The sequence below is a fragment of the Cupriavidus basilensis genome (assembly GCF_029335485.1).
GTDB classification, from domain to species: Bacteria; Pseudomonadota; Gammaproteobacteria; order Burkholderiales; family Burkholderiaceae; genus Cupriavidus; species Cupriavidus basilensis_E.
On the sequence record NZ_JARJLM010000550.1, the window covers coordinates 1 to 14,267 of the forward strand.

Here is a 14,267-nt window from a genome sequence, read left to right on the forward strand (position 1 = left end):
GGCGCGGGAGGCCCGGCAGGCGCATGGCGCTCAGGCCGACAGCAGCCCGCGCACGTGGCCGACCACGTCCGCGACCGCCAACTGGGTGGCCTCGGCGTCACGGCGGCCCTGGTACTCGACGCGGCCTTCCTTCAGGCCGCGATCGCCCACCACCACGCGGTGCGGCACGCCGATCAGTTCCCAGTCGGCGAACATGGCGCCGGGGCGCTCGCCGCGATCGTCCAGGATCACGTCGACGCCGGCCGCCAGGAGTTCGGCATGGATGCGGTCGGCCTCGGCCTTGACGGCCTCGGAACGGTCGTAGCCGACCGGGCAGACCACCACCGCGAACGGGGCGATCGATGCCGGCCAGATAATGCCGCGTTCGTCGAAGTTCTGCTCGATGGCAGCGCCCAGGATACGGGTCACGCCAATGCCGTAGCAGCCCATCTGCATGGGCTGGGTCTTGCCGTTCTCGTCCAGGAAGGTGGCGCCCATCGACTCCGAATAACGCGTGCCGAGCATGAACACGTGCCCGACCTCGATGCCGCGGCAGATCGCCAGCGCGCCCTTGCCGTCCGGCGAAGCATCGCCCTCCACCACATTGCGCAGGTCCGCCACTGCGGGCTCGGGCAGGTCGCGGCCCCAGTTGACGCCGGTCAGGTGGTAATCCCGCCGGTTGGCGCCGCAGACGAAGTCGCTCATATTGGCCACGGTGCGGTCGGCCACCACGTTGACGGGCTTCTTCGCGTTGATCGGGCCGAGGTAGCCGGGAGGCGTGCCGAAGGTCTCGACGATCTCGGTCTCGGTGGCAAAACGGAAGTCGGCCAGCCCGGCCACCTTGGACGCCTTGACCTCATTGAGTTCATGGTCGCCGCGCAGCAGCAGCAGCCAGATCTGCGTGCCGGACTCGCCATCGGTGGCCAGCACGATCGACTTGACCGTGCGCGCCAGCGGGATACCCAGCATTTCGGCCACTTGCTCGCACTTGGCCTTGCCCGGGGTGGGGGTATTGACCAGTTCCTCCGCCGGCGCGGCGCGCTGCGCCAGCAGCGGCAGGGCCTCGGCCGCCTCCATGTTGGCGGCGTAGTCCGAGTCCGGGCAATAGACGATGGCGTCCTCGCCGGTATCGGCGATCACGTGGAATTCGTGCGAACCGGAGCCGCCGATGGCGCCGTTGTCGGCCGCCACGGCACGGAACTCCAGGCCGAAGCGCTGGAAGATACGCGTGTAGGCGTTGAACATCTTGTCGTACGAAACCTTCAGCCCCGCCGCGTCGCGGTCGAAGGAGTAGGCATCCTTCATGGTGAATTCGCGCCCGCGCATGATGCCGAAACGCGGCCGGCGCTCGTCGCGGAACTTGATCTGGATCTGGTAGAAATTGACCGGCAGCTGCTTGTAGCTGCGGATTTCGCTGCGGGCGATGTCCGTCACCACTTCCTCGGAGGTGGGCTGCACGGCAAAGTCGCGCTCGTGGCGGTCCTTCAGGCGCAGCAGTTCGGGGCCCATCTTGTCCCAGCGGCCGGTTTCCTGCCACAGCTCGGCGGGCTGGATCACCGGCATCGACAGTTCGACCGCGCCGGCGCGGTTCATTTCCTCGCGCACGATGGCTTCCACCTTGCGGATCACCCGCAGGCCGATCGGCATGTAGTTATAGATGCCGGCGCCGAGCTTCTTGATCATGCCGGCACGCATCATCAGTTTGTGCGACACGATTTCCGCGTCGGAAGGGGCTTCCTTGAGGGTGGAAATGAAGAATTGCGAGGCTTTCATCCGTTGCTTTCTCGTGAGGCCATGCCGGCCCAGGGGGTTCCGGGGACGGAGTGGCGCGAATCCGTTGCGCGCGTGCGCCTGATGCGGCGCTTTTTGCTCGGGGAAAACCAGCAGCCCGTTGCATAAGCCGTGCTACGCGCTTCCTTTATAATCGACGTAATTCTAAAGGATTCGAGGTGCAGTCATGCTCGATCGTGAAGGCTTTCGCCCGAACGTCGGCATCATCCTCATCAACGCACGGAACGAGGTGTTCTGGGGCAAGCGCATCGGCGAACATTCGTGGCAGTTTCCTCAAGGCGGCATCAAATACGGCGAAACGCCGGAACAGGCGATGTACCGCGAGCTACATGAAGAAGTCGGTCTGCTGCCCGAGCACGTCAGGATCGTCGGTCGCACGCGCGACTGGCTGCGTTATGAGGTGCCGGACAAGTTCATCCGCCGCGAGATCCGCGGCCATTACAGGGGACAGAAGCAGATTTGGTTCCTGTTGCGCATGGCGGGCCGCGATTGCGACATCCGCCTGCGTGCTACCGACCATCCGGAGTTCGATGCCTGGCGCTGGAGCCACTATTGGGTGCCGCTGGAAGCGGTCATCGAGTTCAAGCGCGACGTCTATCAACTGGCGCTGACCGAGCTGTCCCGCTTCCTGCAGCGCAACACGCGCGCGCCGTTGAGTCCCTACGGCACGCACGGCAGCCATGGCCGGCACGGTTCGGCGCGCGCGGGCCATGCCCAGGCGCCGGACGAACTACATACCACGCACGATAATGCGCCCGACCTGGTCCACCACCAGGACCAGGCAGGTTATCCGGGCACAACCTTGCCGGCCGAGCCGGCGTCCACAGAACGGAGTACCGATGATTGATTTCGCCGGCCGCGGCTTGCGCCAGAGCCTGCCTGCCGCCTGCCTGCTGGCGGCCACCCTTTGCCTCGGGCTGGCCGGCTGCGGCACCACCGCCAAACCCGCCGCGGACGACGAGGAATACAAGCCGAAGAAGCCATTCAGCCTGGAAAGCCTCGACCCGTTCGCCCCGAAGGACTTCACTGAAGGCAAGACGACACTGCCGGCGCTGCCGCGCGACGCCGATCTGATCCCCTTCGATGCCGGCACCACCGGCAATTTCGATTTCGCGGTCGACGGCAAGTCCGTGCTGGTGGGCGAAGACGGCGCCGTGCGCTATACCGTGGTCATTACCAGCCCCAGCGGCATACGCACCGCCAGCTTCGAGGCCGTGCGCTGCGACTCCTTCGAGCGCAAGCTGTTCGCGACGCTGCCCAAGGGCGCGACCGAATGGGTGCCCAACGGCAGCGAAAACCGCGACAACTGGGCCCGCCTGTCCAGCGGCGGGCGCAATAACTACGCTGCCACGCTGGCCAAGGATTTCCTCTGCGAAGGGCGTTCCGCCTCCGGCAGGGCGGAAGACATCGTCAAGCAGTTGCGTGGCTTCGCGCCGACCAGGCCCGCCTATCGCTAAGGCAGCCGACATGGCCAAAGCGCCAGGGAGCACTCCGCCGGCAGTGCCGGCGGGCAAGTAAAAAGGGCTGCCTCGCGCAGCCCTTCTTGTTACTGGCGGCAGCCGGCCCGCGGCCCGGCAAGGCCGCTCAAACCAGCACCAGGTTGTCCCGGTGGATCAGCTCGTGCTCGTTCTGGTGGCCCAGCACCCGCTCGATCTCGGACGATGGCTTGCGCGCGATCATGCGGGCCTCCGAGCTGGCGTAGTTGGTGATGCCGCGCGCCACTTCGCTGCCGGCGGCATCGACGCAGGCAATCACCTCGCCGCGCGCGAACTCGCCCTGCACATCCACCACGCCGATCGGCAGCAGCGACTTGCCGCCGCTGGTGAGCTTGTCGACCGCGCCGGCGTCGATCACCACCCGCCCACGCAGTTGCAGGTGATCGGCCATCCATTGCTTGCGCGCGGTCAGGCGCCCGGTGGGCGCCAGCAGCTGGGTGCCGATGCCTTCGCCGCCCGCCAGCCGCTCGAGCACATTGGCTTCGCGGCCGGAGGCGATCACGGTATGCGCGCCCGACTTGGCCGCGCGCTTGGCGGCCAGGATCTTGGTCAGCATGCCGCCGCGGCCGATCGACGTGCCGGCGCCGCCGGCCATGGCCTCGAGCTCCGGCGCGCCTGCCAGCGCCTCGTCAACGAACTCGGCCTGCGGGTTGCTGCGCGGATCGGCGGTATAGAGGCCGCGCTGGTCGGTCAGGATCACCAGCGCATCGCCTTCGATCAGGTTGGTAACCAGCGCGCCCAGGGTGTCATTGTCGCCGAACTTGATCTCGTCGGTGACCACCGTGTCGTTCTCGTTGATGATGGGCACCACGCCCAGCGAGAGCAGTGTCAGCAGGGTCGAGCGTGCATTGAGGTAGCGCTCGCGGTCGGCCAGGTCGGCATGGGTCAGCAGCACCTGGGCGGTGCGGATGCCGTAGCGGCCGAACTGGCTCTCGTAGACCTGGGCCAGGCCCATCTGCCCCACTGCGGCCGCGGCCTGCAGCTCGTGGATTTCCTTGGGACGGCGCACCCAGCCCAGCCGCTGCATGCCTTCGGCGATGGCGCCGGAACTGACCAGCACGACTTCCTTGCCGGCCATGCGCAGCTTGGCGATCTGCGCCGCCCAGCGGGCGATGGCCTCGTGATCGAGACCCTTGCCGTCGTTGGTCACCAGGCTGGACCCAACCTTCACGACGATACGTTTTGCCTGGGCGATGACCGATTGCATGGCGGGAATCCTGTCTCCTGGGTACTGCCGTTATGTTGCTTGGCGGGAAAGTAGCGAGAGCGTATCAGTATGCCGCGCGTCGCGCGCGCGGCTCAGCTTTGCTCGCCGCCGGACTGGTCGATATTATGCAGCCGCTCGTCCAGGCGGATATCCGGTTCCGCCAGCGCGGCCACTTCCTCGGCCTTGATCGCGGCGAGGTGATCCTTGATCGCGTAGATCAGCTCGCGGCAACCCTCGCCGGTGAGTGCCGAGATGCGGAACACCGGGCCCTTCCACTTGTAGCGCTTGACGAAATCCTTGACCCGGGCCTCGCGCTCATCCTCGGGCACCACGTCCAGCTTGTTGAGCACCAGCCAGCGCGGCTTGTCGTGCAGCGATTCGTCGTACTTCTTCAGTTCGTTGACGATGGCGCGGGCCTCTGCAACCGGATCCACGGTTTCATCGAACGGCGCCAGGTCGACGATATGCAGCAGCAGGCCCGTGCGCTGCAGATGCCGCAGGAACTGGTGGCCCAGCCCGGCGCCCTCGGCCGCGCCCTCGATCAGGCCGGGAATATCGGCCACCACGAAGGACTGCTCGTGATCGACCCGTACCACGCCAAGGTTCGGATGCAGCGTGGTGAAGGGATAGTCGGCGATCTTCGGCCGCGCGTTGGAGATATGCGAGATAAAGGTCGACTTGCCGGCATTGGGCATGCCCAGCAGCCCGACGTCGGCCAGCACCTTCAGCTCCAGCTTGATCATGCGGCGCTCGCCGGGCTTGCCGTCCACCTGCTGGCGGGGCGCGCGGTTGGTACTGGACTTGAAGTGCAGGTTGCCCCAGCCGCCCAGGCCGCCCTGGGCCAGGCAGACGGTCTGGCCGTGCTCGGTCAGGTCGGCGATCAGTTCGCCGGAATCCATGTCCAGGATCTGCGTGCCGACCGGCATGCGCAGCGTCACGTCCTCGCCGCCCGCGCCGTAGCAATCGGCGCCCCGGCCGTTTTCGCCGTTGCGCGCCACGTGCTTCTTGGCATAGCGGAAGTCGATCAGCGTATTGATATTGCGGTCGGCCTGCGCATACACGCTGCCGCCATCGCCGCCGTCGCCGCCGTCCGGGCCACCGAAGGGCACAAATTTCTCGCGCCGCATCGATGCGCTGCCGTTGCCGCCATTGCCGGCAATGACTTCAATTCTGGCTTCGTCGATGAACTTCATGATGACCTTCCGTGGTGGAGCGGCCGCGATGCGCGCGCACAAGCCAGGATGGCAGGGACGCGGGCGCGGCGGATGGCGACATGGATATTGTCGCCAGAAAAGAAAAAGCCCCGCAAGTACTGCGGGGCCTTCATGCTGCAAAGGCTATGATCAGGCTGCCGGAACGACGCTGACCTGCTGCTTCTTGGCAGCGCCCTTGACGGCGAACTGCACGTGGCCGTCGACCAGGGCAAAGAGGGTGTGATCCTTGCCAATGCCAACGTTCTCGCCCGGGTGCACGCGGGTGCCGCGCTGACGCACGATGATGCCGCCGGCGTTGATGGCCTGACCACCAAACACCTTGACGCCCAGACGCTTCGATTCGGAATCGCGGCCGTTCCGTGTGGAACCGCCGCCCTTTTTCTGTGCCATGACTAACTCCTGTCGCTTTACTTTACCTAGTTACGCTTGATTTCGATTTCGATGATGACTGAGCTCGGGCTCAGGCAACGATCGCTTCGATGCGCAGCTCGGTGTAATTTTGACGATGGCCTTGACGCTTCTGATAGTGCTTGCGACGGCGCATCTTGAAGATCTTCACCTTATCGTGACGACCTTGGGAGATAACGGTAGCCTTGACGGAAGCCCCGCTAACCAGCGGCGTACCAAACTTGATTTGGTCGCCTGCGCCCACTGCGAGCACCTGGTCGAGCGTGATTTCTGCGCCAATGTCTGCCGGTATCTGTTCTACTTTAAGTTTTTCGCCAGCAGCAACCTTATATTGCTTGCCGCCGGTTTTTACGACCGCGTACATTGTCGAACCTCTCGATGTGAAATAAAACGCCGAAAGCCAACGCCGGCGCGCCCTTGCGACCGCCCCATCCCGCTCGGAAAGAGCTGGCAGGCGGACAAGCCGGACGGCCAAATTGGCCCGGTTATCCCCCACCGGCGCATCTGCAGACAACGCAAAGCGGCCGGAGGAAACCCACGATTCTATACCAGAGTCGGGAAAAGCGCAAAGAAAACAGACACATAGCCGGCCCGGCGGCGCCCAATGCACTTCCCGCCACTCCGGGTCAGATCAGATCCGCCAGCAGGAAGCCGGCCAGTGCGGCGAAGGCTGCCCACAGCGCGGTGCGGCGCAGCTGCCGGCGAGAGGGGGAGCGTTGCTGTGTCATGGCCGCATTATAGATCGCCGGGGTGCGCACCCCACCTTTGCGCCAGACCTCTGCGCGGCATCGCGACACCCTCCCTTCAGGGGACATACATACACCCGCATCGCTTATAATCGGCGGGTTTTGCGTAACGGTGAACATCTTGTCCCAGTCTTCCGCCACTGCCTTGCTTGCCCCGGTCGCTGCCGACATGCGCGCCGTTGATACGGTTATCCGCCAGCGCCTCGCATCCGAGGTGCCGCTGATCGAGCAGATCGGCGAGTACATCATCAGCGCGGGCGGCAAGCGCCTGCGCCCGGTGATCCTGCTGTTGTCCGCACGGGCCTTCGGTTATGACGGCCACCGGCACCACGAACTCGCCGCGGTGGTGGAGTTCATCCACACCGCCACCCTGCTCCACGACGACGTGGTCGACGAGTCGGAACTGCGGCGCGGCCGCCAGACCGCCAACGCGGTCTTCGGCAACGCCGCCAGCGTGCTGGTGGGCGACTTCCTCTATTCGCGCGCCTTCCAGATGATGGTCGACGCCGGCAGCATGCGCATCATGGAGATTCTCTCCAACGCCACCAATGTGATCGCCGAAGGCGAAGTGCTGCAACTGCTGAACATGCACGACCCCGACGTCACGGTGGAGCGCTACCTGCAGGTGATCCGCTACAAGACCGCCAAGCTGTTCGAGGCGTCGGCCCAGCTGGGCGCGGTGCTGGCCGGCGCGGACGCCACCACCGAGGAGGCCGCCGCCGAATACGGCCGGCGCATCGGCACCGCCTTCCAGCTGATCGACGACATGCTCGACTACACCGCCAGCGCGGAGCAGATGGGCAAGAACGCCGGCGACGACCTGCGCGAAGGCAAGCCCACCCTGCCGCTGCTGCACCTGCTGGAACACGGCACCGCCGAACAGCGCACGCTGGCCCGCGAAGCCATCGTGCAGGGCGGCACCGAGCACTTCGAGGCGGTGTTCGCGGCGATCCACGCCAGCGGCGCGCTGGAAGTCACCTTCCAGGCCGCCCAGCGCGAAGCCGAAGCGGCGGAAAAAGCCGCCCAGCAGTTCCCCGAGTCCCCGCTGAAGCAGACACTGATCGACCTGTGCGCGTTCTCGCTGCAGCGGCAGTCCTGAGGCGAGCCCGCCCCGATGGGTGCGAGCCGGAAAAGAACGCAGCACACGGCGCACCCTCTTCCAATCTGCAAAAAAGCCTGCTACACTTTTGTTCTTTCTCGCAGCGACAATGTTTCAGGTGCCGCGAAAAATAAACGGGGTGTAGCTTAGCCTGGTAGAGCGCTACGTTCGGGACGTAGAGGCCGGAGGTTCGAATCCTCTCACCCCGACCAGTTTCACGGTCGACAAAACCGTACAAGAAAGGCCGCACAGCAATGTGCGGCCTTTTTTCATTGGCGCCATTGGCGCGCCCCGTCCTCGCCCCCTCCCCCGCGCAAGTTGGGTTGCACCCTGTCGCGCAAACGCCAATGCCCCCTGCGGCTCGCCTTTACAAAAAGTGACCCCAGCTGCAAACTGCCCCGATTCGGGGTCTTTCGGCCGCTTGCCGGCCAACTAGCGTTTTGCCATGACACTTGGTCTAGCTCTTGCACAGAGCCGGCGCATTGCGCCGGCTCTGCTCGCCCAGCTTGAACAGTCGGCACGAGAAAAAAAGTCGCAGCTGATCGACGAGATCATCGCCAGCGGCACCATGACTGCGCACGATGTGGCGATCTTCGCGGCTGATAAATATCAGCTGCCCCTGGTCGACCTGACTCAATACAACCTGAACAAGGTGCCGCCGGCACTGGCCGGCAACCGCGATTTCCACGCGCACCGGCTGCTGCCGCTGGGCCGGCGCGAGAACCGGCTGATATTGGCCATGTCGGACCCGGGCAACCAGGCCGGGCTCGACGCCATCAAGCAGAAGTACAACCTGCCGGTGGACGCCGTCGTGGTCGAGCACGACAAGCTGATGACCCACGTGCGCTCGGCCAGCGACGACAGCGGCGGCACGTTCAAGTCGATCGCGCCGGTGCCGGCCGAGCGCAAGATGATCGACTACGATCCCGTCGCTTCGGCCGGCGCGCTGCGCAACAAGACCGCCGCCGACATCGACGATGCGCCCGTGGTGCGCTTCCTGCACAAGCTGCTGACCGAGGCCTTCCACCGCGGCGCTTCCGACCTTCACTTCGAACCCTTCGAGACCTTCTACCGCGTCCGTTTCCGGGTCGACGGCGTGCTGCAGGAGGTCGCGCGGCCGCCGCTGGATATCCGCGACAAGATCTCCACCCGCATCAAGGTGCTGTCGCGCCTGGACATCTCTGAAAAGCGGGTACCCCAGGATGGCCGCATGAAGCTGCTGATCGCGCTGCCCAAGGAGAAAGGCAGCGACGGCAAGGACAGCAAGGAGCCCAAGGAAACCGTGGAGAAGGCGATCGACTTCCGCGTCTCCACGCTGCCGACCCTGTTCGGCGAGAAGATCGTGATCCGGATCCTGGAGTCGTCCTCCGACAAGCTCGACATCGACCAGCTCGGCTACGAGCCGGCGCAAAAGGCGATGCTGCTGGAGGTCATCAAGCGCCCCTATGGCATGGTGCTGGTGACCGGCCCCACCGGCAGCGGCAAGACGGTGTCGCTCTACACCTTCCTGAACCGGCTGAACCAGGGCGACATCAATATCTCCACGGCGGAAGACCCGGCGGAAATCCAGCTGCCCGGCATCAACCAGGTCAACGTCAACGAAAAGGCGGGCCTGACCTTCGCCGCCGCGCTGCGCTCCTTCCTGCGGCAGGATCCCGACATCATCATGGTCGGGGAAATCCGCGACCTGGAAACCGCCGACATCTCGATCAAGGCCGCCCAGACCGGCCACCTGGTGTTCTCGACGCTGCATACCAACGATGCGCCGACCACGCTCACGCGCCTGATGAACATGGGCGTGGCGCCCTTCAATATCGCCTCGAGCGTGCTGATGATCACCGCGCAGCGGCTGGCGCGGCGGCTGTGCACCTGCAAGCGGCCCGGCGAACTGGCGCGCGAGGTGCTGATCGACGCCGGCTTCCAGGAGCGGGAACTGGACGGGAGCTGGCAGCCCTATCACCCGGTCGGGTGCGAGCGCTGCAACGGCAGCGGCTACAAGGGCCGCTGCGGCATCTACCAGGTGATGCCGATCACCGAAGCCATGCAGCAGATCATCCTGGCGCACGGCACGGCATTGCAGATCGCCGAACAGGCGCGTAAAGACGGCGTGCTATCGTTGCGCGAAGCCGGCCTGGCCAAGGTGAAGAGCGGTCTCACCTCGCTCGAGGAAGTGCTGGCGACAACAAATATGTAAAACAACAAAACGATGTCATTAGGGGTCAATCATGGCGACACGCGCACCAACCGCCGCCGCTCGCAAGCCGGCTGCGCCCAAGGCGAAATCCGGGCATAAGGCGCCCACGCAGTACATCTTCGAGTGGCAGGGCAAGGACCGCAAGGGCAAAGCCTTCTCGGGAGAACTGCGCGCCGAGAGCCAGGCCGAGGTCAACGCCACGCTGCGCAAGCAGGGGCTCACGGTCGTCAAGCTGAAAAAGCGGCGTGCCGCGCGCGGGCGCAAGATCACCGAAAAGGACATCGCGTATTTCACGCGCCAGTTGTCGACCATGCTGAAGGCGGGCATCCCGCTGCTGCAGTCGATCGACATCATCGCGCGCGGCCATGCCAACCCCAACTTCACCCAACTGCTGTCCGAGATCCGCTTCGACATCGAATCCGGCAGCAGCATGGCGCAGGCCTTCCGCCGCCATCCGCGCTACTTCGACACGCTGTACTGCAACCTGATCGATGCCGGCGAACAGGGCGGCATCCTGGATGCGCTGCTGGAGCGCCTGTCGCTCTATATGGAAAAAACCATCGCCCTGAAGAGCCAGATCAAGTCGGCGATGATCTATCCGATCGCGGTGCTGACGGTGGCCTTCGCCGTGACGGTGATCCTGATGATCTTCGTGATCCCGGCCTTCAAGGGCGTGTTCTCGAGCTTCGGCGCCAACCTGCCGGCGCCGACCCTCGCCGTGATCGCGATGTCGGATTTCTTCGTCGACAACTGGTACCTGGTCATCGGCGCGCCGGTCCTCGCCATCACGCTGTATCTGCGCGGCCTGAAGCGCTCCGAGAAGGTCCAGCGCGCCAGCGACCGCGCCCTGCTCAAGCTGCCGATCTTCGGCTCGCTGTTCCGCAAGGCGGTGATCGCCCGCTGGACGCGCACGCTGGCCACCATGTTCGCCGCCGGCACGCCGCTGGTGGAGTCCATGGAGTCGGTGGCCGGCGCCGCCGGCAACTGGGTCTACTACGACGCCACCCGGGAAATCGAACAGTCGGTGCGCATCGGCACCAGCCTGACCAACGCCATGCAGGCCACCCATGTGTTCGACAACATGGTGCTGCAGATGACGCAGATCGGCGAGGAGTCGGGCGCGCTGGACAATATGCTGCTGAAGGTGGCGGAGTTCTACGAACGCGAGGTCGACGACGCCGTGGCCGCCATCTCCAGCCTGATCGAGCCGCTCATCATCGTGGTGCTGGGCATCCTGATCGGCGGCATGGTGGTGGCGATGTATCTTCCGATCTTCAAACTGGGACAGGTGGTGTAAGGCATGCAGTGGCTGTTTTCCGTGGACGGCGCCAGCGGCGCGATTTCCTCCCTGGCGGCTCCCGCTCGGACCATCGCGGAGCTGGCCATGCTGCCGCCCTGGTTCCTGCTCGCCGCCGCCGCGCTGCTAGGCCTGGTGGTGGGCAGCTTTCTCAATGTGGTGGTGCACCGCCTGCCGCGCATGATGGAGCATGAGGAGGCCAACTACATCGCCGAACTGCGCGACGACCCCCTGCCCCATCCCGAGCGCTATAACCTGATGGTGCCGCGCTCGGCGTGCCCGCACTGCGGCCACGCCATCGGCGCGCTGGAGAATATCCCGGTGCTCAGCTACCTGGTGCTGCGCGGACGCTGCTCGGCCTGCGCGGCACCCATCGGCGCGCGCTATCCGCTGGTGGAAGCCGGCACCGCCCTGCTGACCGCGCTGGCCGCCGCCCACTTCGGCCCGACCTGGCAGGCGCTGGCGGCGATCGCACTGATCTGGGCCCTGATCGCCCTCACCCTGATCGACGCCGACACGCAACTGCTGCCGGACCAGATCACCCTGCCGCTGCTGTGGCTGGGCCTGCTGCTCAACCTGGGCGGGCTGTTCGCCCCGCTGGCCGATGCCGTGGCCGGCGCGGCCGCGGGCTACCTTCTGCTGTGGTCGGTGTACTGGGTGTTCAAGCTGGTGCGCGGCAAGGAAGGCATGGGCTATGGCGACTTCAAGCTGATGGCAGCCCTGGGTGCCTGGTTCGGCTGGCAGGCGCTGCCGGCGCTGGTATTGCTGTCGTCGGTGGTGGGACTGGTCGTTGCCCTTGCCAATATCGCGCTGCGCCGTCAGGATCGCGATACGCACTTCGCCTTCGGCCCGTATATCGCCGGCGCCGGCCTGCTCGTGCTGTTCTTTGGCGCCAATGTGCTGCCCCTGGGCATCGCGGGCTGAAGCGGCAAGTGCTGGACACTCCGGTACATGAACCCACGATTGCCAAACCCATCGCAAGCCACGAGATCGACATGCTGCAAATCGGACTGACCGGGGGCATTGGCTCCGGCAAGACCCGCGTGGCGGACCTGTTCGCCGAACGCGGCGCCGCCCTGATCGACACCGACCTGCTGGCGCACGAGATCACCGCGCCGGGCGGGCTGGCCATTCCCGCCCTGCTCGAGGCGTTCGGCCCCGGGTGCCTGCGTGCCGACGGCGCCATGGATCGCAACGCCATGCGCGAGCTGATATTTGCCGACCCCGCCGCCAAGGCCCGGCTGGAAGGCATTACCCATCCCCTGATCCGGCAGCTGACGGAAGCGCGCGCGGCCACGATCGCCGCCGCGGGCAATCATCCCTACCTGATCTACGTCGTGCCGCTGCTGGTCGAATCGGGATCCTGGCGTGAGCGGGTGGACCGGGTGCTGGTGGTCGACTGCAGCGAGGCCACCCAGATCGCCCGGGTGATGGCGCGCAATGGCTTCACCCGGGGCCAGGTCGAAGCCATCATGGCCAGGCAGGCGCGGCGCAGCGAGCGCCTGGCCTGCGCGGATGATGTGATCGACAACGAGGGCGCGCCGGAAGCGCTGCCGGCGCAGGTGGAGCGTCTTGATCAGCGCTACCGCAGCCTGGCCACTGCGTGAGCACCAGTCTTGCACAGTGCTGCATGCGGCACCCCACTCCGACCCCTGAGTCGGCCGTTGCATTGTTCCGATTCGCGGACTCGCATAGAATGCGCTGGAACCATGCGGGAAATGGCCGCATACTGCCGATATCGAGGGCCACGCCGATACCCATCGCGCGAACCCGGACGCACCGGATGCATGGCCGGTCCGTTATGCCTTCCGGGTCAGACCGCCCATCCGCCAACCCGCCCTGCCGCACGGACATAGCTCTTGATTCTGTACGAATATCCTTTTAACGAACGCATCAGGACTCTTCTGCGCCTGGAAGACCTGTTCGATCGGCTGGATTATTTTCTCGGCCAGGATCACGCCCTGCAGCATCATGTGGCGCTGACGACACTGTTCGAGATCATCGATGTCGCCGGCCGTGCGGACCTGAAGACCGACCTGCTCAAGGAACTGGAGCGCCAGCGCCAGGCGCTTGCCGCTCTTCGCGCCAATCCGCAGATCGACCAGGGCGCGCTGGGCGCCGTCATCAGCGAGATCGAGCAGGCGATGTCCCAGCTCAACCAGACCGTCGGCAAGGCCGGCCAGCTGCTGACCGACAACGAGTGGCTGACCAGCATCCGCAGCCGCGCCATCATTCCGGGCGGCACCTGCGAATTCGACCTGCCGGCCTATTACGCCTGGCAGCACCGCCCCGCCGAAGACCGCCGCTCCGACATCCTCAAGTGGGCACGCCCGCTGGTGCCGCTGCGCGTCGGCACCAACACAGTGTTGCGCCTGTTGCGCGAATCCGGCCAGAGCGGCAAGGTCATCGCCACCGGCGGCAGCTATCAGCAGATGCTGTCCGGCCGCAGCTACCAGTTGATGCAGGTGCTGCTGGACGAATCGCTGCTGGCGTTCATCCCCGAGATGAGTGCCAACAAGTACATGCTGTGGGTCCGTTTCACGCAGCAGGATGGCGACCTTCGCCCGCGCTCGGTCGATGCCGACATCCCCTTCCAGCTCAAGCTCTGCAATTTTTGATCTTTGATTTCCGATTTCCGACGCGATGACAACCGTAGTCAAATGCCCCACCTGCGGCACGGACGTGGCCTGGGTGCCGGAGAATAAATTCCGTCCCTTCTGCTCCAATCGCTGCAAACAGATCGACCTGGGTGCCTGGGCCGCCGAGAAGTACGTGATCGGCGGCAAACCCGGCGAAAATCCTTCGCCGGATCAGGACGACGAGGACTGAGCGCCAG

14 protein-coding genes and 1 tRNA gene are annotated in these 14,267 nt (G+C 65.2%); 10 read left to right on the forward strand and 5 right to left on the reverse strand.

The annotated features are described in order from the left end of the window. Positions 1-30 precede the first annotated feature (30 nt). Entirely contained in the window at positions 31-1,752 is a 1,722-nt protein-coding gene (locus P3W85_RS34270) for a proline--tRNA ligase (protein ID WP_276268037.1), read from the reverse strand. 184 nt (positions 1,753-1,936) lie between these two features. Between P3W85_RS34270 and P3W85_RS34275 the strand changes: the two genes are divergently transcribed. Beyond that, positions 1,937-2,617 carry an RNA pyrophosphohydrolase gene (locus P3W85_RS34275; RefSeq protein WP_017227566.1) on the forward strand — a complete coding sequence of 227 codons (681 nt, stop codon included), beginning with the start codon at positions 1,937-1,939 and terminating at the stop codon, positions 2,615-2,617. After that, a complete protein-coding gene (locus P3W85_RS34280) occupies positions 2,610-3,227 on the forward strand; it encodes a CNP1-like family protein (protein ID WP_017227565.1) in 618 nt (205 codons plus the stop codon). Before P3W85_RS34275 ends, P3W85_RS34280 begins: the two co-directional genes overlap by 8 nt. 127 nt (positions 3,228-3,354) lie before the next feature. Here P3W85_RS34280 and proB read toward each other — a convergent pair whose 3' ends face one another. The 4 genes from proB to rplU form a co-directional block, all read right to left on the reverse strand. Continuing rightward, positions 3,355-4,473 carry a glutamate 5-kinase gene (gene proB, locus P3W85_RS34285; RefSeq protein ID WP_276268038.1) on the reverse strand — a complete coding sequence of 373 codons (1,119 nt, stop codon included), beginning with the start codon at positions 4,471-4,473 and terminating at the stop codon, positions 3,355-3,357. Positions 4,474-4,565: 92 nt separating this feature from the next. Beyond that, a complete protein-coding gene (gene cgtA, locus P3W85_RS34290) occupies positions 4,566-5,666 on the reverse strand; it encodes an Obg family GTPase CgtA (protein ID WP_017227563.1) in 1,101 nt (366 codons plus the stop codon). A 150-nt stretch (positions 5,667-5,816) separates the two neighbouring features. After that, entirely contained in the window at positions 5,817-6,077 is a 261-nt protein-coding gene (gene rpmA, locus P3W85_RS34295; RefSeq protein WP_017227562.1) for a 50S ribosomal protein L27, read from the reverse strand. A 70-nt stretch (positions 6,078-6,147) separates the two neighbouring features. Then, positions 6,148-6,459 (reverse strand): 50S ribosomal protein L21, encoded by a 312-nt coding sequence (gene rplU, locus P3W85_RS34300; RefSeq protein ID WP_006576525.1) that lies wholly within the window; start codon positions 6,457-6,459, stop codon positions 6,148-6,150. Positions 6,460-7,010: 551 nt separating this feature from the next. Here rplU and ispB point away from each other — a divergent pair. The 8 genes from ispB to P3W85_RS34340 all read left to right on the forward strand — a co-directional run bounded on the left by ispB (position 7,011) and on the right by P3W85_RS34340 (position 14,260). Next, on the forward strand, positions 7,011-7,940 hold the full coding sequence (ispB, locus tag P3W85_RS34305) for an octaprenyl diphosphate synthase (protein ID WP_276268041.1): 930 nt from the start codon (positions 7,011-7,013) through the stop codon (positions 7,938-7,940). A 135-nt stretch (positions 7,941-8,075) separates the two neighbouring features. Further along, a tRNA-Pro gene (locus P3W85_RS34310) sits at positions 8,076-8,152 on the forward strand. 233 nt (positions 8,153-8,385) lie between these two features. After that, complete coding sequence (pilB, locus tag P3W85_RS34315; protein WP_276268039.1) at positions 8,386-10,134, forward strand: type IV-A pilus assembly ATPase PilB; 1,749 nt, start codon at positions 8,386-8,388, stop codon at positions 10,132-10,134. A gap of 31 nt (positions 10,135-10,165) precedes the next feature. After that, positions 10,166-11,431: a type II secretion system F family protein gene (locus P3W85_RS34320; protein ID WP_017227558.1), complete on the forward strand. Its 1,266-nt coding sequence runs from the start codon at positions 10,166-10,168 to the stop codon at positions 11,429-11,431. 87 nt (positions 11,432-11,518) lie between these two features. Beyond that, complete coding sequence (locus tag P3W85_RS34325) at positions 11,519-12,355, forward strand: prepilin peptidase (RefSeq protein WP_035812560.1); 837 nt, start codon at positions 11,519-11,521, stop codon at positions 12,353-12,355. Between the two features lie 71 nt (positions 12,356-12,426). Continuing rightward, positions 12,427-13,038, forward strand: a complete 612-nt coding sequence (gene coaE / locus P3W85_RS34330; RefSeq protein ID WP_276268040.1) for a dephospho-CoA kinase — start codon at positions 12,427-12,429, stop codon at positions 13,036-13,038. A gap of 252 nt (positions 13,039-13,290) precedes the next feature. Further along, entirely contained in the window at positions 13,291-14,049 is a 759-nt protein-coding gene (zapD, locus tag P3W85_RS34335; protein ID WP_017227555.1) for a cell division protein ZapD, read from the forward strand. A gap of 25 nt (positions 14,050-14,074) precedes the next feature. Next, positions 14,075-14,260 carry a DNA gyrase inhibitor YacG gene (locus P3W85_RS34340; RefSeq protein ID WP_017227554.1) on the forward strand — a complete coding sequence of 62 codons (186 nt, stop codon included), beginning with the start codon at positions 14,075-14,077 and terminating at the stop codon, positions 14,258-14,260. The last annotated feature ends 7 nt before the right edge of the window (positions 14,261-14,267 follow it).

Bases quoted from the DNA above. Each gene is read 5' to 3' on its own strand.
- rplU (WP_006576525.1), bottom strand. From the start codon at position 6,459: ATGTACGCGGTCGTAAAAACCGGCGGCAAGCAATATAAGGTTGCTGCT.
- rpmA (WP_017227562.1), bottom strand. From the start codon at position 6,077: ATGGCACAGAAAAAGGGCGGCGGTTCCACACGGAACGGCCGCGATTCC.
- P3W85_RS34275 (WP_017227566.1), top strand. From the start codon at position 1,937: ATGCTCGATCGTGAAGGCTTTCGCCCGAACGTCGGCATCATCCTCATC.
- coaE (WP_276268040.1), top strand. From the start codon at position 12,427: ATGCTGCAAATCGGACTGACCGGGGGCATTGGCTCCGGCAAGACCCGC.
- pilB (WP_276268039.1), top strand. From the start codon at position 8,386: ATGACACTTGGTCTAGCTCTTGCACAGAGCCGGCGCATTGCGCCGGCT.
- proB (WP_276268038.1), bottom strand. From the start codon at position 4,473: ATGCAATCGGTCATCGCCCAGGCAAAACGTATCGTCGTGAAGGTTGGG.
- P3W85_RS34340 (WP_017227554.1), top strand. From the start codon at position 14,075: ATGACAACCGTAGTCAAATGCCCCACCTGCGGCACGGACGTGGCCTGG.
- P3W85_RS34280 (WP_017227565.1), top strand. From the start codon at position 2,610: ATGATTGATTTCGCCGGCCGCGGCTTGCGCCAGAGCCTGCCTGCCGCC.
- P3W85_RS34320 (WP_017227558.1), top strand. From the start codon at position 10,166: ATGGCGACACGCGCACCAACCGCCGCCGCTCGCAAGCCGGCTGCGCCC.
- cgtA (WP_017227563.1), bottom strand. From the start codon at position 5,666: ATGAAGTTCATCGACGAAGCCAGAATTGAAGTCATTGCCGGCAATGGC.
- P3W85_RS34325 (WP_035812560.1), top strand. From the start codon at position 11,519: ATGCTGCCGCCCTGGTTCCTGCTCGCCGCCGCCGCGCTGCTAGGCCTG.
- P3W85_RS34270 (WP_276268037.1), bottom strand. From the start codon at position 1,752: ATGAAAGCCTCGCAATTCTTCATTTCCACCCTCAAGGAAGCCCCTTCC.
- ispB (WP_276268041.1), top strand. From the start codon at position 7,011: ATGCGCGCCGTTGATACGGTTATCCGCCAGCGCCTCGCATCCGAGGTG.